Origin of the sequence: Erythrobacter sp. NFXS35 (assembly GCF_040148725.1) — a bacterium.
Classification (GTDB): Bacteria; Pseudomonadota; Alphaproteobacteria; order Sphingomonadales; family Sphingomonadaceae; genus Erythrobacter.
In genome coordinates this window covers 19,456-38,775 of the sequence record NZ_JAGDEB010000004.1, presented here as the reverse complement: position 1 = coordinate 38,775, position 19,320 = coordinate 19,456, and the positions used below count along the sequence as shown (strand labels likewise).

General features: G+C 64.8%; 19 protein-coding genes. 8 read left to right on the top strand and 11 right to left on the bottom strand.

What is annotated here, in order from left to right; genetic code table 11:
• Nucleotides 1–35: 35 nt before the first annotated feature.
• Entirely contained in the window at nucleotides 36–557 is a 522-nt protein-coding gene (locus J3454_RS15310; protein WP_349514646.1) for a hypothetical protein, read from the bottom strand.
• 113 nt (nucleotides 558–670) lie between these two features.
• Here J3454_RS15310 and J3454_RS15305 point away from each other — a divergent pair, with 113 nt between their 5' ends.
• Both J3454_RS15305 and J3454_RS15300 read left to right on the top strand, forming a co-directional pair.
• Nucleotides 671–2,287 (top strand): alpha-amylase family glycosyl hydrolase, encoded by a 1,617-nt coding sequence (locus J3454_RS15305; protein ID WP_349514645.1) that lies wholly within the window; start codon nucleotides 671–673, stop codon nucleotides 2,285–2,287.
• Nucleotides 2,284–3,975, top strand: a complete 1,692-nt coding sequence (locus J3454_RS15300; protein ID WP_349514644.1) for an alpha-amylase family protein — start codon at nucleotides 2,284–2,286, stop codon at nucleotides 3,973–3,975. The genes J3454_RS15305 and J3454_RS15300 overlap by 4 nt, the downstream gene beginning before the upstream one ends.
• A 10-nt stretch (nucleotides 3,976–3,985) precedes the next feature.
• Here the strand turns inward: J3454_RS15300 and J3454_RS15295 are convergent, their stop codons facing one another.
• Nucleotides 3,986–4,801 carry a glucose 1-dehydrogenase gene (locus J3454_RS15295; protein ID WP_349514643.1) on the bottom strand — a complete coding sequence of 272 codons (816 nt, stop codon included), beginning with the start codon at nucleotides 4,799–4,801 and terminating at the stop codon, nucleotides 3,986–3,988.
• A complete protein-coding gene (locus J3454_RS15290) occupies nucleotides 4,794–5,171 on the bottom strand; it encodes a sensory rhodopsin transducer (protein WP_349514642.1) in 378 nt (125 codons plus the stop codon). The genes J3454_RS15295 and J3454_RS15290 overlap by 8 nt, the downstream gene beginning before the upstream one ends.
• Before the next feature lie 99 nt (nucleotides 5,172–5,270).
• On the opposite strand from J3454_RS15290, the gene J3454_RS15285 reads away from it, so the two are divergent.
• Nucleotides 5,271–7,766: an NAD-dependent epimerase/dehydratase family protein gene (locus tag J3454_RS15285; protein WP_349514641.1), complete on the top strand. Its 2,496-nt coding sequence runs from the start codon at nucleotides 5,271–5,273 to the stop codon at nucleotides 7,764–7,766.
• Between the two features lie 6 nt (nucleotides 7,767–7,772).
• Entirely contained in the window at nucleotides 7,773–8,807 is a 1,035-nt protein-coding gene (locus J3454_RS15280) for a sodium:calcium antiporter (protein WP_349514640.1), read from the top strand.
• A gap of 19 nt (nucleotides 8,808–8,826) precedes the next feature.
• On the opposite strand, the gene J3454_RS15275 is transcribed toward J3454_RS15280, so the two are convergent.
• The 5 genes from J3454_RS15275 to J3454_RS15255 all read right to left on the bottom strand — a co-directional run bounded on the left by J3454_RS15275 (nucleotide 8,827) and on the right by J3454_RS15255 (nucleotide 12,704).
• Entirely contained in the window at nucleotides 8,827–9,432 is a 606-nt protein-coding gene (locus J3454_RS15275; protein WP_349514639.1) for a hypothetical protein, read from the bottom strand.
• A 5-nt stretch (nucleotides 9,433–9,437) separates the two neighbouring features.
• Nucleotides 9,438–10,793: a sensor histidine kinase gene (locus J3454_RS15270; RefSeq protein ID WP_349514638.1), complete on the bottom strand. Its 1,356-nt coding sequence runs from the start codon at nucleotides 10,791–10,793 to the stop codon at nucleotides 9,438–9,440.
• The gene (locus tag J3454_RS15265) at nucleotides 10,790–11,470 is read right to left on the bottom strand and encodes a response regulator transcription factor (protein ID WP_349514637.1); all 681 of its coding nucleotides are present in this window, start codon (nucleotides 11,468–11,470) and stop codon (nucleotides 10,790–10,792) included. Before J3454_RS15265 ends, J3454_RS15270 begins: the two co-directional genes overlap by 4 nt.
• Nucleotides 11,471–11,586: 116 nt before the next feature.
• On the bottom strand, nucleotides 11,587–12,477 hold the full coding sequence (locus J3454_RS15260) for an SH3 domain-containing protein (RefSeq protein ID WP_349514636.1): 891 nt from the start codon (nucleotides 12,475–12,477) through the stop codon (nucleotides 11,587–11,589).
• A 104-nt stretch (nucleotides 12,478–12,581) separates the two neighbouring features.
• Nucleotides 12,582–12,704, bottom strand: a complete 123-nt coding sequence (locus tag J3454_RS15255) for a hypothetical protein (protein WP_349514635.1) — start codon at nucleotides 12,702–12,704, stop codon at nucleotides 12,582–12,584.
• 208 nt (nucleotides 12,705–12,912) lie between these two features.
• Here J3454_RS15255 and J3454_RS15250 point away from each other — a divergent pair, with 208 nt between their 5' ends.
• On the top strand, nucleotides 12,913–13,323 hold the full coding sequence (locus tag J3454_RS15250; protein WP_349514634.1) for a hypothetical protein: 411 nt from the start codon (nucleotides 12,913–12,915) through the stop codon (nucleotides 13,321–13,323).
• On the opposite strand, the gene J3454_RS15245 is transcribed toward J3454_RS15250, so the two are convergent.
• From J3454_RS15245 to J3454_RS15235, 3 genes are all read right to left on the bottom strand, one after another.
• Nucleotides 13,296–13,859 (bottom strand): Smr/MutS family protein, encoded by a 564-nt coding sequence (locus J3454_RS15245; RefSeq protein WP_349514633.1) that lies wholly within the window; start codon nucleotides 13,857–13,859, stop codon nucleotides 13,296–13,298. The two genes, J3454_RS15250 and J3454_RS15245, sit on opposite strands and share 28 nt — an antisense overlap.
• Nucleotides 13,856–15,070: a murein transglycosylase A gene (gene mltA / locus J3454_RS15240; protein WP_349514632.1), complete on the bottom strand. Its 1,215-nt coding sequence runs from the start codon at nucleotides 15,068–15,070 to the stop codon at nucleotides 13,856–13,858. The genes J3454_RS15245 and mltA overlap by 4 nt, the downstream gene beginning before the upstream one ends.
• 66 nt (nucleotides 15,071–15,136) lie before the next feature.
• Nucleotides 15,137–15,766, bottom strand: a complete 630-nt coding sequence (locus J3454_RS15235; protein WP_502878618.1) for a Tim44/TimA family putative adaptor protein — start codon at nucleotides 15,764–15,766, stop codon at nucleotides 15,137–15,139.
• A 281-nt stretch (nucleotides 15,767–16,047) separates the two neighbouring features.
• Between J3454_RS15235 and secB the strand changes: the two genes are divergently transcribed.
• From secB to trpS, 3 genes are read left to right on the top strand one after another with little or no spacing between them, the layout of a single operon-like run.
• Nucleotides 16,048–16,599: a protein-export chaperone SecB gene (gene secB / locus J3454_RS15230; protein ID WP_349514631.1), complete on the top strand. Its 552-nt coding sequence runs from the start codon at nucleotides 16,048–16,050 to the stop codon at nucleotides 16,597–16,599.
• Nucleotides 16,600–16,627: 28 nt separating this feature from the next.
• Entirely contained in the window at nucleotides 16,628–18,208 is a 1,581-nt protein-coding gene (gene murJ / locus J3454_RS15225; protein ID WP_349514630.1) for a murein biosynthesis integral membrane protein MurJ, read from the top strand.
• A 4-nt stretch (nucleotides 18,209–18,212) separates the two neighbouring features.
• Complete coding sequence (gene trpS / locus J3454_RS15220; protein WP_349514629.1) at nucleotides 18,213–19,268, top strand: tryptophan--tRNA ligase; 1,056 nt, start codon at nucleotides 18,213–18,215, stop codon at nucleotides 19,266–19,268.
• Nucleotides 19,269–19,320 lie beyond the last annotated feature (52 nt).

The window sequence follows — 19,320 nt, the reverse complement described above, 5'->3', positions numbered from 1 at the left end:
CCCACATGCTCTGCGCCACGAGCGTGATCTCAGCCTTATCCGTCGCGGGGCCAAGATAGTCGGCCACGCAGCCGCGGTGAACATTGCTCAACGCCCATGACTTTGGCGAACGTGGTGCGGATCTCTTCGCCTTGCTCGGCGGTGATTTTCTCTCGCTCACGGTGGCTGATTGTTATGTGCCAGAATCGCTTTAGTCCGGCCGCGCCGGCCGCAGACGAAAGCTCGTTGATCTGCTCGTCCGGAGCGGCGGCGTTGAGAATATGGGCGTAGCGTCCCGCAATCCGTTCGGACGAGCCGCCATCGGTCGCAACATAGGTGCCGATCGGCCTGACTTGGCTTTGGAGAGCGGGGAGCTGGGCTTCAGGATCGATGCCGTAGATGTACCACCCGGAAGACAGCGCCGTGGAGAATGCAAGGGACTGTTTCGCACCTCCGCCGACGACACCGTCGACAAGGGCATTCGTATTGCCAGATTTTGATGATCGTGACTTGGGCTTCCGGGGCTGGACCGGGCGGACGCCCCTGACCGGCCAGCGGCAATCCGCCACCGTTGCCATGCCGCAATGAAAGCAATCTCCTGCGCCAGGGTTCGCCCAAGGCTCCCGCCGCACGCAGATTTCGTCTGGTCGCCCCATCCGGAACACAGCCGCGCAAACACCCTTGCCATGGCATGGCAACGAAGGATGGCAGCAAGCAGTGGTGGCGCGACGCGGTCATCTATCAGATTTATCCGCGCTCGCTTCAGGATAGCGACGATGATGGGGTGGGCGATCTCGGCGGCATTCGCGCGCGGCTGGGGCAGCTGGCGGCGCTCGGGATCGATGCTGTGTGGCTATCCCCGATCTTCGCCTCCCCGATGTGCGACTTCGGCTATGACATTGCGGATTACCGCGCGATCGACCCCCTGTTCGGAACGATGGAGGATTTCGATGCGCTGCTGGACGAAGCGCATGGGCACGGCCTCAAACTGCTGCTCGACTTCGTGCCCAACCACACATCCGACCAGCACAGCTGGTTCGCCGAAAGCCGCGCATCGCGGGACAATCCCAAGCGCGACTGGTACATCTGGAAAGACCCCGCGCCCGATGGCGGGCCGCCGAACAACTGGATCAGCAATTTCGGCGGCTCGGCCTGGCAGTTCGACGAGCGAACCGGTCAATATTACTACCACGCCTTCCTCGCCTCCCAGCCTGACCTCAACTGGCGCAATCCCGAACTGCGCTCCGCCATGTTCGATGTTTTGCGGTTCTGGCTCGACAAGGGCGTCGACGGCTTCCGGGTGGACGTGATCTGGCACCTCATCAAGGACGAGCAATTCCGCGACAATCCGCCCAATCCGGGCTACCGGCCTGGCCAGCCGGAGATCGAGCGCAATCTTCAGATCCATTCCGCCGATCAGCCGGGAATCCATGACCTGATCGAGGAAATGCGCGGTGTCATTGAGGAATATGACGACCGCCTCCTGATCGGCGAAATCTACCTGCCGCTGGAACGGCTGGTCGCCTATTACGGCGAAGGCGGGGAAAGCGGGGTGCACCTGCCGTTCAATTTCCAGCTTCTGCAATGCCCGTGGCGCCCGCAGCAAATTGCCGCGCTGGTCGCGGAATACGAAGCGGCCCTGCCCGATCAGGGCTGGCCCAACTGGGTACTGAGCAACCATGACAAGCCGCGCATCGCAGGCCGGGTGGGACAGCGCCAAGCCCGGATCGCCGCGATGCTGCTGCTCACCTTGCGCGGCACGCCGACGATCTATTACGGCGACGAAATCGGCCTGGCCGACGTTGCGATACCTGCAGACCGGGTGCAGGACCCCTGGGCCAAACAGGAGCCCGACGCGAGCTTCAATCGCGACCGCGCCCGCACGCCGATGCAATGGTCGGACGCTGCCCATGCGGGCTTTTCGACCGCTGAACCGTGGCTCCCGTTGTCGCAGGACTGGCGCCAGCGCAATGTCGAGGCGATGGAGCGCGAGCATACGTCCATTCTCTGCCTCTATCGCGGGCTGCTCGACCTCAGGCGGTGCGAGCCGGTTCTGCGAGCGGGCGATTATCGCGAACTCGCCGCAACCGACGCGGTGTTCGCTTATGAGCGGCGGCTGGGCGAGGATCGGTTCGCGGTGGTCCTGAACTTCAGCGATGAGGACGCCGCCTTGCCCGATCTGCCGGCCGCATATGAGGACTGCCGGATCGTTTTTTCCTCCGCAAGGGAAAGCGGCGAAAGCGCGCCTTCGCACCTTGGCGCCGGCGAAGGGATTATTATCGCATCGGCACGCCGGAGCCGCGCATGAACGAGGACCGCTGGTACAAGAATGCGGTGATCTATTCGCTTTCGCTGGACAGCTTTCTCGATTCCAATGGCGACGGCGTGGGCGATTTTGCCGGGTTGCTTGACCGGGTGGACTATCTTCAGGGGCTGGGGGTCACGGCCATCTGGCTGATGCCGTTCCACCCTTCGCCCCGGCGCGATCACGGCTATGACGTGGCAGATTATTACGGGGTCGATCAGCGCTATGGCTCGCTTGGCGATCTGGTCGAGTTTACTCAGGCCTGCCGCCAGCGCGGCATCCGGGTGCTGATGGATCTGGTGCTCAACCACACATCGTCCGATCACCCGTGGTTTCAGGCCGCCATCGCAGACCGCAACAGCCATTACCGCGATTTCTACATCTGGGCCGAGGAACGCCCCGAAGACGCCGAAAAGGGCATGATATTCCCCGGCGTGCAAGAAACGACGTGGACATGGAACGAACAGGCGCAGGCCTTCTATTTTCACAAGTTCTACGAATTCCAGCCCGATCTCAATCTCGCCAACCCCGACGTCCGGTCCGAACTGCTGAAGATCGTCGGCTTCTGGCTCGAATTGGGGATTTCGGGCTTCCGCGTCGATGCCGTACCGTTCTTGATCGCAGCCGACGGGATCAACGTGAAGGACCCGGAACCCGCCTTCGAACTGCTCCGGCACCTTCGCGATTTCGCCCAGTGGCGTAAAGGCGAGGTGGTGTTCCTGGCCGAAGCGAATATCCCGCCAGAGGACTGCACCCCCTATTTCGGCGAAGCGGGCGACCGCTTGCAGATGATGTTCAATTTCCCCGTCAATCAGGCGCTGTTCTATGCGCTCGCCAGCGGCGATGCATCGCGGCTGAAGGACAAGCTGCGGGCTTCGCGCAAGGTTCCGCCCAATGCGCAGTGGGCGCATTTCCTGCGCAATCACGACGAGCTCGATATCGGGCGTCTGCCGGATCAGCAGCGCGAGGCGGTGTTTGCAGCCTTCGGTCCGGACGAAAACATGCAGCTTTACGGCCGCGGCATCCGCCGCCGGCTCGCGCCGATGCTGGGCGGCGACCGGGCGAAGCTGGAACTGGCCTATTCGCTGCTGTTCACCATGCCGGGCACGCCGGTGATCCGCTATGGCGACGAAATCGGAATGGGCGACGACCTGTCGCTGCCCGAACGCGAGGCCGCCCGCACGCCGATGCAGTGGTCGACCGACAGAAATGCGGGCTTCACCTCCTCGCACAGTCCGGTGCGGCCGGTGATCGACGAAGGCCCCTACGGCTATCGCAAACGCAATGTGGCCATGCAGCGCGCGAGCAGCGATTCCTTCCTGCGCTGGACCGAGCGGACCTTGCGGATGCGCAAGGAATTGATCGAAATAGGGCATGGCGATTTCACGGTGCTGGATAGCCCGCAGCACATCCTCGCCATGCGCTATGCGCATAATGGCCGGGTATCGGTCTACGTCCACAATTTCCTCGACGAGCGGGTCGAATTCGCGATCAATGTCGCGGATGAGCGGGGGTGCGAGCGCGATCTCGTTTGCCTTCAGTCTAACCGACCGATTCCGTCCTCCGGAGACGGACGATACGAACTCGTGCTCGAACCGCACGGCTATCGCTGGTTCCGGATGGGCGGGCTGGAGGACATGGTGGTGGATCGCCGTCCCGCTGCCGACACGTCAGCGCCATCCGCCGATTGATGCCGGCTGCCTATCCGTTGCCGATGAAGCCGGGGTAAAGCGTCATGCCGCCATCGACATAAAGCGTCGTGCCGGTGACGTAATCGGCTTCGTCGCTGCACAGCCATGCCACCGGCTTGGCCACGTCCTCGACCTCACCGATCCGGCCATAGGGGATGAGTTCGCGCAGTTGGCTTGCGCGTTCCTCGTCGCTCCATGCCTCGCGGTTGATGTCGGTCTTGATCGCGCCGGGTGCAATTCCGACCACGCGGATCCTGTGACGGCCCAGTTCCTGCGCCAGCGTCTTCATCAGCATGTCGACGCCGCCCTTGGCCGCCGCGTAGTTCACATGGCCGGCCCACGGCACGACATCGTGAACCGAGCTCATGCACACGATCACTCCGGCGCTGCGGCGGTTCTCGTTTACGCCCTGTTCGACGAACTGCCGCGCCGCCGCCTTTGCGACCAGAAACTGCCCAGTCAGATTGACGTCGAGCACCTTGCGCCAATCCTTCGCCTCCAATTCGAGCGCCGGCGCGTCGATCTGGATGCCCGCATTCGCAACGAGGATGTCGATCCGCCCGAACCTTGCAACCGTTTCGGCGACGAGGCGGTTGGCATCATCCTCGTCGGACACATCGCCGCCCACTGCCAGCGCCTCCGCGCCGCCACGTGCAACCTCGCGGGCCAGCGCCTCTGCCGGGCCTTCCTCGCTGTGCCAGTTGATCACGACATGCGCGCCGCGCCCCGCCAGTTCGCGGGTGATCGCCGCGCCGATCCCCGAATCCCCGCCGGTGACGAGCGCGACCCGTCCAGCAAGATCTCTGGTGTTCGCTGCCTCAGCCATCGCCGAACGCCATTGTGGAGAGCAGGGCGATCTCCGATCGGCGCGAATCCAACCTGGTATGTTGAACAACCACCGGAACATCGGCTTCGATGACGCAGGCATAGTCGGTGTCGCGCGGAACCGGTTCCGGATCGGCAAGATCGTTGAAGCGGAGGTGGAGCGTGCGTCTGGCCCCGACTTTCGCGTGATACGGGCCGGCCGGTTCGCGGTCGGCAAAATAGATGGTCAGCGTCAGCGCCGCGTCGCGATCGCCGGCGTTGAGAATGCAGGCGGTTTCGTGACTTTCGAGCGCCCGATCATCCGGATCGACGCTGCCCGAAGGGATATAGCCTTCCGCGATCGCCCAGCGGTGTTTTCCGATTTGCGTCATGTCAGGTGAGCGAAAAACGGGCCGGAATGTTCCACCCGCCAAGAAACACTTCGCCCGCTGAGCGATTGTCCCAGCCAGCCAGAAAAAGGAGCAAGCCAATTGGCCCAGACCGATAAAGCGACGCAAGACGACACTAGGCCGCTGATTCTGATCACCGGAGCAAGCGGTAATATCGGCCAATCGCTGACCAAGGCTTTTCGTCGCGATTACAGAATTATAGGACTGGATCGAAGCGCCGGGGATGATGACGACCCGCCGATCATCCCGATCGATATCACGTCCCCGCAATCGCTCCGACTGGCGATGGAAGACGTCGGCGAACAGTATGGCCGCCGCATTGCTGCGGTCTTCCACCTGGTCGCCTTCTTCGATTTTTCCGGCGAGCCGAGCCCGCTTTATGACGAAGTGAATGTCGAAGGCACGCGCAACCTTCTCGGTGCGCTCGACGGGTTCGAGGTCGAACGCTTCGTTTACGCCAGCACCATGCTGGTCCACGAACCGCAAGACCCGGGCGAGCGCATCGACGAGGCCACGCCGCTTGATCCCCAATGGGAATATCCCAAGTCCAAGAAGAAGGTCGAGGACCTGATCCGGTCCGAGGCGAGGATGCCCTACGCGATCCTGCGACTGGCCGGGGTCTACGACAGCGAACGCTCGGTGCCGACGCTTTCCAACCAAATCGCCCGCATCTACGAACGCAACCTGCAGTCGCACCTTTATTCCGGGCCGCTCAACGCCGGGCAATCGATGCTGCACCGCGACGACATGGTTGCGGCGATGCGTGCGGCGCTCGACCGGCGCACGACCTTGCCGCCGCACACTGAAATCCTGATCGGGGAGCCGTTCGCGCTCGGCTATGACAGTCTGCAGGACCGGATCGGCGAACTGATTCACGGCGCCGAAGACTGGGCGACGTTCAAGGTGCCGCAGACGGTCGCCAAGGCCGGTGCGGCGGTCCAGAACGCCGCCGAACCGCTGGTGCCCGATGCCATCGATCAGGGCGAAAAGCCGTTCATCAAGCCGTTCATGATCGCGATGAGCGACGATCATTACGCGCTCGACGTGAAGCGGGCGGAGGAATGGCTCGGCTGGCGTCCGCGCCACCGGCTTCAAGACGAGCTTCCGGCGATGGTCGCCAACCTGAAGCGCGACCCGAACGCATGGTACGCACGCAACGGCGTAACGCCGCCGCACTGGCTCAACGACGCGACCGAGGAGCAGGCCGACGATCCCGAGGCGGTCCGCGCAAAGATCGAGGCCGAGCGGATCGCGCAGCACCGTGCCACGCGCTGGACCCACTTCGTCAATATTGCGCTCGCCTTCTGGCTCATCACTCAGCCGCCGCTGATCGGGATCGACAATGCGTTTTACGCATGGAGCGAAGTCGCGGCCGGGGTCGCGCTGCTGGTAACCGCAACCGCCTCGCTCAGTTGGCGGCTGGGTTTTGCGCGCTGGCTTTCGGCGGGCATCGGCATGGTGGTGATGGCGCTGCCGGTCCTGTTCGTGACGCCCAATGCCGCTGCCTATCTGTCCGACACGCTGGTGGGCGGGCTGATCTTCGGCTTCGCCATCGCCGCCAAGCCCGAAGTCGGCCCGGCGCTGCTCGCCCGCCGCCGCGCGCCCGAAGTCCCGCCGGGCTGGAGCTTCAATCCATCGTCATGGACCCAGCGCCTGCCGATCATCGCGCTGGCAATCGTCGGCCTGCTGTTCTCGCGCTTTCTCGCGGCCTATCAGATGGGGCACGTCGAGGGGGTGTGGGAGCCGTTTTTCGCCGGCAGCCCCAATGATCCGCAGAACGGCACCGAGGAGATCATCACCTCCAGCGTGTCGGAAGCGTGGCCAGTGCCCGACGCTGCGCTGGGCGCCTATACCTACCTGCTCGAAATTCTCACCGGCATCGTCGGCAGCCGTGCGCGCTGGCGCACCATGCCCTGGCTGGTGCTGCTGTTCGGGCTGATGATCGTGCCGTTGGGGATCGTGTCGATCACCTTCATCATTATCCAGCCGATCGTGATCGGGACATGGAGCACGCTGGCACTGATCGGCGCGGCCGCCATGCTGATCCAGATTCCCTATTCGGTCGACGAACTCGCGGCCAGCCTCAGCTTCCTGCGGCGGCGGGTCAAGGCTGGGCGCAGCTTCCTCAGGGTGCTGTTGTTCGGCGATACCGACGAAGGCGACCGCCTAAGCCCTGCCGAACACGAATTCGAGCGCAAGCCGTCGGTCGTACTCAAGGACATGTGGACCGGAGGGGTGAACCTGCCGTGGAGCGGATGGCTGGCGGGTATCATCGGCCTGTCCTTCCTGTTCACGCGGATCACGCTCGATGCCGAAGGAACGCTGGCCAATGCCGATCATCTGCTCGGCTCGCTCGTCATAACCGTGCTAGCCGTCGCGGCGGCAGAGGTGTGCCGGGCCGCACGTTTCGCGCTGATCCCGCTCGGTCTGGCGATTGCGGTGGTGCCGTTCATTTATGGCGGCAGCCTTGCCCATATTCTGGTCAGCGCGGCGGGCGGGCTGGCAATCGCCGCGCTCAGCTTCCCGCGCGGCGGGATTACCGAGCGTTACGGATCGCTGGAACGGATCATCCGCTAGCCCCCGATGCCGAATTTCGCCGCCCTGTCGCTTCCGGTGCTGGCTGTGCTGTTTGCAGCCGGGGCGGGACTGGTGTGGTACGCGGGGACAAGGCTCGCGGCCTATGCCGACGAAGTCTCGCAGCGCACGGGAATCGGCCAGGCGGTGATCGGCGTGCTGCTGTTGGGGGCGGTCACCTCGCTGCCGGAAATCTCCACCACCACAGTGGCGACGCTTTCCGGCAATCCGGCGATGGCGATCAACAACATGCTGGGCGGGATCGCGCTGCAGGTTGTGGCGATTGCGCTTGCGGATCTGTTCGTGGGCCAAAAGGCGCTGACGAGCATGGTGCCGAGCACGCGGACGATGCTGAACGCATTGGTCAGCATTGTCCTTCTGGTGCTTGCGGCGATCGGAGTGATGATCGGAGACTGGACGCTTCCCGGCGGGATCGGATTCTTCCCGCTGCTCATCGGCGTGGTGTTCGTTTTGTGCCTGCGCCAGACGAGCCGGGAAGGCGCGATCGGCGGCTGGGTGCCGGCCGACGAGGCCGAGGTCGCGGGTGACGAGATCGAATCGATGGCGATGTCGAGCGCGCGGCTTGCCGGTCTCGCAACGTTGATGGGAACCATCATTCTCGGCGGCGGAACGCTGGTGACACTCGCTGCGGAAGGGATTGCCGAAAGCACTGGTGCCAGCACCGGCCTGATCGGCCTGACGCTGCTCGCGGCGGCGACATCGCTGCCCGAACTCAGCACTGCCATCGCGGCGGTTCGCCTGCGGCGCGCCGAGCTGGCGATCGGCGACATTCTTGGCGGCAATATGTTCGACGTGGTGCTGATCCTGCTGATCGACGTTCTCGACGACGGCGAGCCCGTGCTGCGGCAGGTGGAAGCCTCTTCGTTGACGGCGGCGCTCTTGGCGATCCTTCTGACGACCCTGATCCTGATCGGCCTGGTCGAACGGCGCGATCAATATGCCTTCCGGATGGGGTATGACAGTATCGCGGTGCTGCTGGTCTATTCTGCCGGGATCGCCGCTATTCTGACCGGCTTTCCCTAACCCGGCCGCGTCGCGCGGCTCAATCGAAAACGATGTAGAATTCGGACTGCACCGGCCCGATATTCACGATCTCGATCCGGTGTCGCTGCGTGTAAAGCGGCACCCAGCGACACATGATCGGATCATCGCTGGCAAGACAGACCTGCCGTTCGGCCTGGTCGTGTACCACCAGCCGCGGCACCGGGCCGCGCGAGACCCGCAACACGATCTGCGCGCTGCGCCCGCCGAGGAACGTCTGGTTGAGCTCAGTCGAAGCACCCGGCCGTAGCGTGGCGGAGCGAAAGGCCGGCCCCAATGCACGACCCCGCATCGGCGAAGTGCCGACGGGAACGCTGGCGCGCCAGCGCTCCATCGCAGCGGCATCGCCATCGGTCTGCGGAATCGCGCCCAGCTGGTCGAGCCGCAGCATCGCCTGTGCCAATGCGGCGGTGTCCTGCGCACGCTCGGCAATCGCCGCCATCATCAGCGCTTCGGCGACGCGATCGGCTTTGCCGGGTGCGCTGACCGGTGCGCCAGCGGCGGCCGCTGGCATGGAGGCGCCGGTTACCGCAGCCTGCTCCGGGGCTGCGCACCCGCCCGCCAGCACCATCGCCGCCCCCGCGATCCCCATGCAAAGTTGCCGCATCCCGATCATGCCGCCGCCGCGATGCGAAACACCGCGCCCCCCAGCCCGCCGGCCGCAGGCTCCTCCAGCGTCAGCGCCAGTCCGTGCCGCTCGGCAATCGCGTGGGCCAGCGCAAGGCCCAGCCCGCTGCCGGAGACTTCCTCACTCTTGTTGCGCCCGCGATAGAACCGTTCGAAAATCCGCTCACGATCGCGCGGGTCGATGCCCGGTCCGTCATCGGCCACCATCAGCACCGGGCCGGGGTCGAGTGTGACGGCGATACGCCCGCCGGACGGGACATATTTGAGAGCGTTGTCGAGCATGTTCGTCACCAATCTGCGCAATTGCCGTTCGTCACCTGCGATTGCGACATCGGGCGCAACGTTCCAGCGCAATTCCAGACCGCTTTCTTCCGCGCTGCCCGAATACAAGTCGCAGATTCCTGTCACCAGCGCGCTCAGATCGACCGGCGCAAGCCCGCTGCGGTCGCCGCGATGGGCCTTGCTCGCAGCAATATCGAGCAGCGATTCCAGCGTCTGGACGATCCGCCGGATTTCTGCGCGCGCCTCCACCAGTCGCCGAGCGATCTCGGCTGCGGGCTGCTCGGCCAGCGCCTTTACGAGCCGATTGTCGAGATGCGACAGCGGCGTGCGGATTTCATGCGCGAGCTGTTCGGAGGTGTCCTTGTAGGCCGCCAGCAGATCGTTCATCCGCGCCAGTGCAGCGGCGCTGTGCGCTGCCAGCTCGTCAATCTCGTCGCCCGCGCTGCTGCGCCGCGCGGCCACAAGGCCCGAACCGTCCTGCGGCTCGCGGAAGGCGAGGTTGATCCGCTCGATCCGGCGCTGCAGCCCGAGCGCGGCAAACCGTCCGAGCAGCGCCACCAGCGCGACGAACACCGCCCCGCCCACAGCAAAGGCCATGGTGAGGCTGGATAGCAACGGCGCCCGGATGGCGATGCTGCGCGCGACCACCAGCCTGAGGTCGGGGCCGAGCTGCACAGCGCGGGCAAAACCCTGCGAATTCTTGCCGATCGCGATCACTCCGCTTTCCGAAACCCTCGGATCGAGCGCGGGCCAGCGCGCAAGATCGCCAGCGATCACCATACCGCGATCATCGGCCAGCAGGTAATGCGATGCGCTGCCTTCGACGGGGGTCAGCGCGATCCGATCGGCAATGCGCGCTTCCAGTTCGGCCTGCCCGCCGGTGGCGTAGATATCGGCTAGTCCCGCAAGATCGACGTCGACCTCGGCCTGCGCCGCTTCCTGCAGGCTCGTGCTCACCGTCTGGTAGGTCAGCCACCACAGACCGGCCAGCAGCACCAGCGACAGCAGGATCGCACCCGCCACCAGCCGTGAGAATATCGAACGCCGCGCCTCGATCACGGCATGCCGTCGAGCAGGCGATAGCCCGATCCCAAAATGGTTTCGAGCGCGGGGCGCGCGAACCCGTCCTCAAGCTTGCGCCGCAGCCGCCCGATATTGACGTCGACGACATTTGTCTGCGGGTCGAAATCCATCTTCCACACCTGCCGCAGCAGCATTTCACGGGTCACCACCTCGCCCGCGTTTTCCATGAAATAGCGGAACAGCTCGAATTCCTTGGGGCTGAGCGCAAGGTGGCGATTGTCGCGGAACGCGGTGCGCGCCTTCACGTGGCATTCGAACGCGCCGTAAAGGATCACGGCGCTGTGTTCGCGCCCGGTGGCGCGGCGGTGCAGGGCTTTGAGGCGGGCGACCAGTTCGGCAGGCTCGAACGGCTTGGCGAGGTAATCGTCGGCGCCGGTATCCAGCCCGTCGGCGCGGTCGCTGCTGCGGCCCAGCGCGGACAGGATCAGGATCGGGGTGCCGATGCCGCCTTCGCGCAGCCGCCGGGTGATGGTCAGCCCGTCGATATCGCCGAGCATCCGGTCGAGGATGATAACGTCGAAATTCTCCATCCCCGCCCGCAGCAGCGCGGCGCTGCCATTATCCTCCCACACCAGCACATCGCCGGACTGCGAGAGGATATCGCCCACTGCCGCTGCCGATCGCGGATCGTCCTCGACATAGAGGATTCTCATGGGCGCTGTTTCCATCCTTCGCGTGTTCACGAAACCGCCGCGCCTCCCCTGTCCACGGCTTGCTGCCACCGCTCGCGCATCCGCGCAAGCGATGGCTGCCAGTCGGGCGGTGCCGGTCAGTTCAGGCTTTCGATCGAAACCCAGCCAACGGTGCCGAAATTGTCCTTCGCCTCGACGAACAGACCTTCGCGCTTGCCGGTCGGGGTCAGCGTGGTGCCGACCCTGAGATTGCGGAGCACCTTGGCCTTTGCCGAGGGCGCTTCGAGCATCGCGGTGGCCGCAGCGACGGTCGCCAGATCAGAAGCGGCTGCAGCGCCGCCGCCTCTCGGGACCGATGCGATAGCGGCCTTCTTGGCGACAAGTTCGTTGAAGGCGAGCACGAACGCTTCGACCAGCATTTTGCCATCCTTGCTTTCGCCGTAACCTGCCGCCGCAGCGCCCGCAGTCCACGCACCAGCGCTACCGAAGCTTAGGGTGCTTTTCTTGACCACGCCCTGTCCGGTGGCAATCGCCTGCCCGCTGGCTGGGCTCAGCAACTTGATCCCGGCAGCGAGGCGCTTTTTCTTTCCTCCCAGACCGCCGAACATGCCGAGCACGGCGCCGGCTCCGGGAACGCTGCTGAGGAGCGAGCCTGCCGCGCCAGAACTCACCAGCCCCTGCATCGCCGCCGACTTGGCCATTTCGATCGACTGGTCGACCTCCTCGCTGTCGCCTGCGACCACGTTCATGAGAAAATCGGCCGCTTTTCCGCTGGCCGGGCTGTGCGGCGTGAAGCAGCCGGATTCGACCGCCAACGAATTAACCAGTTCGCGCGGGCTGCCGAGGCCGAACTCGGACCAGCCCTGCGTGTCCCCTTCGACCACCGCGATCGAGCCGAGGCTTTCGCTGCAGGTGGTCAGCTTGACCTCGGCATCCTTCGCCTGCACCGGCACCGCGATCACCGCCGCCGACGCCAGCATTGCGGCAGCAAGGCGGCGGGCCGGCGCGCGCAAAAACGTCTTCGTCATGGTCATTCTCCCCTTTGCATTCGATGCCGTCACCTTGCCGCACGCTGCAGGGGCCAGCCACACACATGCCCTGTCATGCACATGACAACTGCTGTTAGGCGGACTCAGCGCTGGTCGGTGCGGGCACCGGGGAAGGTGATCAGCACGCCGCCCGGCACCGGACTGCCCTGCGGCGAGGCAATGCCCGTCCCGCCCCAGCGGTTCGTGTCGATGCCTGCAACAGGCACTCCGGTGGGAGCGACCGAGACGACAGCGCCGCCATTGGACCGCGCGTAGGAATTGCTCCCCGTCAGGACCTCCCCGGCTGAGGATCAGAATTCGAAACGCGCGGCGATCGCGACGGTCCAGCGCTCGAAATCGAGCAGAGCAATGTTGCGCCAATTGCGCGCATAGGTGGCAGTGGGCTGAAAAAAGAGACGATCGGTCACCGCCAGTTTGAGCCCCGCCGAAAAGGTCGAGCCGTTCGTCCTTGCGCCTGATCAGGAACAACGGATCGGGGGTGTTGTGGCGGCGCAGATCAGAGGCGATACAGCCGATAATCGCGGCGCGTCTCGCCACCGGCAGTTCGGCGCCGACATTGGCCGCTGCGAAATCGAACGACAGGTGATCGTCCGGCGCCTGCCGCGTCTCCGGAGTGCCGCCATTGATGTTCGCGGCGAAGACCTTGCCGACGAACCCGACGCCTGCCGAAAATCGGTCGGCATCGCGCAGCGGATCGCCGTTGAAGTCGAGCCGGTTCCAGCGCCGACACCGTCACCGAACCGGCAGGGCCCACTGACAAACGATGTCAGCGCTGTGACAATGGCCGTTAGGCGTGGTCAGCCCCGCCGCTTGAGGATCAGGTAGAGCGCACCCTCGCCGCCGTGGCGGATATGCGCCTTGCGCACCGCGCCAATGGTTCCGGCGTGGCGGCTCGCAGCAAGCCAGTCGAGCAGCTTGGCACGGATTGCACCGCGCCGCTCCATCCGGTCGGCCGGATCGACCGGGCGTTCGCGCCCTGCAATTACCAGCACCACACGCGCATCCATCGCCCGCGCCTGATCCAGCCCGGCCATGATCCGGTCATAAGCGGTATCAAGCGTGTGGCCGTGCAGGTCGAGTGTGAGGTCCGGCACGATCCGCCCGCCCTTCATCCGCCGGTCCCAATGCGAATCGAGATCACTGGCGAGCGGCGCCCGCGGCGGCGGCGGCGGCGGCGCAGGGATTCGGGCCGGCGGCCGCGCTGGTGCGGGTCGTACCGGGGACGAGGCTGGCGCAGGCGGTGTCTTGGGTGCAGGCTTGGGGGCCACCGGCGCCTTGCGCCCCGGCAGCGGCGTGACACTGCCAGCCAGGTGGGCCCAAGCCGTCTGCTCGCCGGCAGTCAGCCCGCGCGGCGGTTTCATGGCGTGCCTGCGCCAAGCCGTGCGGCGGTAGCGCGGGGGATCAGCACGAACGCCCGCCCACGCGCGCTCATGCCGCCTGCGATCCGGCGCGCGTCTTCGCCCGCGCCCCAGAACGTGTCGAACCGGTTGGCGCCCTTGATCGCGCCGCCGGTGTCCTGCGCGATCCACAATCCGCCCGCCTCGGCCCGGTCCATGTCAAGCCATACCGGCGCGCCAAGCGGCACGAAGGCGGGATCGGCCGCGACCGAGCTTTCGCGCCGCACCGGGATGCCGAGCGCGCCCAGCGGCCCGTCGCCGCGCAATTCCGAAAAAAAGATCCAGCTTTTGTTGAGCCGCATCAGATCGCGGCCTTCTGCCGGGTTTTCGCGGATATAGGCCATGATACCCTGCATCGATCCGGCATATTTGCCCGGCCCTTCGCCCAGCAGCCCGCGTTCCCGCATCACCCCGCCGATGCCGACATATTCGCGCCCGTTCTGACCGGCGTAACCGATGCGGATCACTTCGCCTTCGGGCGTGACCAGACGGCCCGATCCCTGAATCTGCAGGAAGAAGAATTCGACCGGATCGGCGGCCCAGGCGATTACCGGAGCCTTGCCGTCAAGCGCGCCGTCCTCGATTGCCGCGCGGTCGTGATAGAGCACGAAGCGGCCCTGTTCGTCATACCGCCCCAGCGGCGGGCGACCGGTACGCTCTGCCAGCGGGGCTTCATCCGGCCAGGCGCGCACCAGATCGGTGGGCATGGCGTAGACGGGTACTTTAAAGCCGGTTCGGCGGGTGCGGCTTCCGGCGATCTGGGGTTCGAAATAGCCGGTGGCGAAGGCGCGCCCGTCGCCGACCTGCACCGCGGCGAATTCCTGCGCGAAGAACGCCCGCGCGCCCGCCTGCGGCCAGCTACGCGCCGCATCGCACGCGCCGCGCCAGTCCGCCGGGCGGGTGAGGCCGCTGGCGTCTTGGCGGGTCAGCAATCTGGGGCAGGATTCAATGAAGCTCGCCAGCGCACCGGCGGCATCGCTGTCTTGCACCGGCAAGGCGGAGAAGGCCGGTCCCGCCATAAGGCCAGCAAGCAGCGCATTGGCGGCTACTGGTGCAATCGGCGTGGTTACTGCGGGCGGTACGGCAACTGTCGGCGGGGGCGTGGCGCCTTCCGGGATCAGCCGACCGCAGGCAGACAGCAGAGCCAGGAGAAAGAGCGCAAGGCTCGCGCGCATCGATCTCTCCCTATGGCCGCGCCGCTCGCCTCCCATGCGAACATGGCGGCGGGGACGAGCGCGAAATCAGCCCTCGTCGGTTTCGTCGAGCACCCAGTTCGGATCGCGCGCTGCGGTGTTGCGCGAGAAAGTCCAGACATCGCGGCTCTCGATTGCATCGTCGAGCGAACCGCCGATGACATTGCCGTCCTTGTCGCGAGTCACAGCGGCAATATCGGCGATGAACAATACCGAGATGCGCGCCATACGCCCATCGAGCGAGGCCGAATGGATGCGGGTTTCCTCGATCCGGATCAGCGCGTTCTCGAGCGATTCGCCTGCCGCTTCTCGCGCATCGATCGCCGAGACGAAGCCTTCGTAGACGTCATCGTCGCACAATTCGCGCAGGGTTTCGCGATCGGCATTCCAGAACGCTTCGAGCACCATGCGGTAGGCACTACGCGCACCATCGAGGAACTGGGCGAGGTTGAAGCCGCTATCGGCCGCAGCAATCTCGCGGATGCCGCGTTCGACCGCCGGCATCACGCCTTCGAGTTCAATCGGGCGAGCGGGCGCCGCGGGCGAGGCCGCCGCCGGGCGAACCATGCCGACGGGTTTGTCATCCGAATCGAAGCGCTGCGGCACTGATTCCTCCTCCTGCTCCGCCCGGCGACCGAGCACCGAATAGAGCCGCAGGCCCAGAAAGGCGGCGACCATGGCGAGGAGAACAATTTCAAGCACTACACATATCCGATCTGCGGGCGGGTGACTGCAGGCCGCAGGGCCAAACGTACACCCAAGGAAGGTTACCCTGCCTTAAATAGGCACTCATTACAATTCGCCAACGACCGATAGGTTGCAGCACAGGCCGAATCTTTGTCCCACAGGCGCAGTTGCGGGGTCGCGCTGTGCCTGCTAGGCGCGCGCCGTAGCGTTGGGACAGCCGCTTCGATGCATCCAGCGCAATTCGTATTACCCAGATTGAAAGACCGAAACCCATGGCGGATGAAGAAGGCGTGCTGACCGATCTCGACAACTCTGGTGCCGGCGCTGGCGACGGCAAGCCGAATGGCGCCGACACGCAGCCTGCAATTGGCCTGATCACCCAATATGTGAAGGATCTGTCGGTTGAAAACCCGAATGCGCCCGACGTGTACCAGTGGACCGATGCGCCGCAGATCGACGTGCAGTTCAATATTGCTGCGGAAAGCATGAGCAGCGACGTGCACGAGGTCACGCTCAAGATGACGCTGACCGCAAGCGCGCAGAACGGCAAGGCGTACATCGTCGATCTGGCCTATGGCGGCCTGGTGGGCATGCGCAACGTGCCCGAGGAACAGGCCCACGCCTTCCTTTATGCCGAAGCACCCCGCCTGCTGTTCCCCTTCGCCCGCCGGGTGGTGGCGGATGCGGTGCGCGATGCCGGGTTCCCGCCGCTGATGCTCGATCCGATCGACTTCAACGGGCTTTACGTCCAGCGGCTTCAGGCGCGCCGGACCGAGGAAGCCCAAGGCGGCGATCCAATCGCGCCGGTGACAGGCAACTCCTGATCCGCGCAGGCGGCGGGCGCATCCACACATGAGCCTGCTCAGAAACGTCGGCACCATCGGCGGATTGACGCTGGTCAGCCGCATCGCCGGAATGGTGCGCGAGATGATTTTCTCGCGCGTCCTCGGCGCCAATGCGGTGACCGATGCCTGGTTTCAGGCCTTCATCATCCCCAACGTGTTCCGCCGCCTGTTTGCCGAGGGCGCATTTTCGGCCGCCTTCGTGCCGATGTTTTCCAAGCGACTGCACGGCAGCGATGATCCCGAAGCAGGGCTGGAAGAAGCACGCAGCTTCAGCGCCGATGTGCTGAGCGTGTTCCTGCCGGTGTTGATCGCACTGGTCGCCGTGTTCGAAATCGCCATGCCGGGCGTGATCTGGCTATTGTCGGAAAAGCAGGTCGACCCGCAGGTTTTCCCGCTTAGTGTCGATTTCGCCCGGATCATGTTCCCCTACATCATCCTTGTCAGCCTGGTGACGCTGTTCACCGGCATGCTCAACAGCGTGTCGCGCTTCGCACCGGGCGCAAGCTTTCCGATCATCCTCAATATCGTGCTGATCGCGGCATTGCTGACGGGAGAATGGTTTGCCGGAACCATGGGGGCTAGCGTCGCGCAGATCGCCTATGGCATAGCCTGGGCAGTGACGGGCGCAGGGGTGATGCAGCTGGCGTGGCTGTATTACTGGGTGCGCGTCGAAGGCTTCCGCCCGAAACTGCTGTGGCCGCGCATCACGCCCGAGGTGAAGCGGCTGTCGATCATCGCCCTGCCCGCAGCGATTGGCGGCGGCGCGTATCAGATCAATACGCTGGTTCAGCTCTACTTCCTCAACCAGCTGAGCGACGGTTCGGTCAGCTACATGAATTACGCCGACCGGCTCAATCAACTGCCGCTGGGGATCATCGGAATCGCGTTGTCGACCGCGATCCTGCCGACGCTGTCGAAATTCGTGGGCAGCGCCAACAAGGATGGCGCGGACCGCATTCAATCCGACGCAATCGAACTGGCGATGCTGCTCACCATTCCGGCCGCCGTGGCGCTGGCGATTTGCGCCGAAGCCTTCGTAACGATGATGTTTGCAGGCGGGCGCTTCGATTTGGCCGATGCGGCGGTGACGGGCGACGTGTTGGCCGCGCTGGTGCTGGGCCTGCCCGCCTATGTGCTGGTGAAGGTGCTGGTGCCCAATTTCTACGCCCGCGCCGATACAAGGACCCCAGTGGTCGCCGCGTTCATTTCGCTGGGCGTATTCATCGCGTTCAATTACGTGTTCCTCGATCGCTACGGCGTGGTCGGGGTCGCGATTGCCAGTGTCGTCGGGGCGTGGATCAACGTCGGCTTCCTGTTGATCGTGCTGGCGCTGCGCGGCCATTACACCATCCCCGGTGTTCTGCTGTTCCGCATTACGCGGCAGGCGCTTGCCGCTGCGGCGATGGGGGCTGCCTTGTTCTATGCGCAGGGCCTGCTAACCGGATGGTTCGCCGCCGGTCTGCTGGCGCGGCTGGCTGCCTTGCTGGTGCTGGTCGGAGCGGCGGCGATCGTCTATTTCGGGATTGCCTTTGCGGTTGGCGCGATCGACCGTCAGCGCATCGCCGCCCTTATGAAGAAAGCACAATAGAACCATGCGTGTCGTTTCCGGAATCCAGCCCACCGGCAATCTTCACCTCGGCAATTATCTCGGAGCGATCCGCAATTGGGTGCGGATGCAGGATACGCTGGAAGCGCACGACCGCGCTCAAATAGCCGAAAGCGGTAGCGCACAAAAAAGCGAGACCCTCTTTTTCCTCGCCGATCTGCACGCGCTGTCGCAGCCGCATGATCCCGCCGCCTTGCGTGCTGCGACGCTGGAAATGACCGCCGCGCTGGTCGCCTGCGGGATCGATCCCGATCGCTCGGTGCTGTTCAACCAGGCGCAGGTGCCGCTGCATGCCGAGCTGCAATGGCTGCTCAACGGCACCGCGCGGATGGGCTGGCTGAACCGTATGACCCAGTTCAAGGACAAGAGCGGCAAGAACCGCGAAAGCGCCAGCGTCGCGCTGTTCACCTATCCCGTGCTGCAAGCCGCCGACGTGCTGCTGTATCAGGCGACCCACGTGCCGGTGGGCGAAGACCAGAAGCAGCATCTGGAGCTTGCCCGCGACATTGCGCAGAAATTCAACAATGATTTCTGTTGCGAAGACGCACCCGTCTTCACCCTGCCCGAACCGATCATTCCGGGCGAGGCGGCGCGGATCATGTCCTTGCGTGACGGCAGCGCCAAGATGAGCAAATCCGATCCGAGCGAGATGAGCCGCATCAACCTCGTCGACGATGCCGATACCATCATGCAGAAGATCAAGAAGGCCAAAACCGATCCCGAGCCGCTGCCGAGCGATGTCGCGGGGCTGGCCGGGCGGCCCGAGGCGGCCAATCTGGTCGGTATCTACGGGGCGTTGACGGGGGCCGAACCTGCCGCGGTGCTGGCCGATTTCGGCGGCAAGGGTTTCGGCGCGTTCAAGCCCGCGCTGGGCGAAGTGATGATCGAAACGCTCGGCCCGATCCGGGATCGCTTCGTCACGCTGAAGCAGGACCGCGAGGCGCTCGACGCAATCCTTGCGCGCGGTGCTTCCAAGGCGCGCGAACGCGGTGCGCCCACGCTGAGTGCAGCCTATCAGGCGCTCGGGTTGGTGCGGCACTAAGCCTCCTCGGCTTGCGGTGAACCGAGGCCCGTCCACGGCGAACATTCAATTA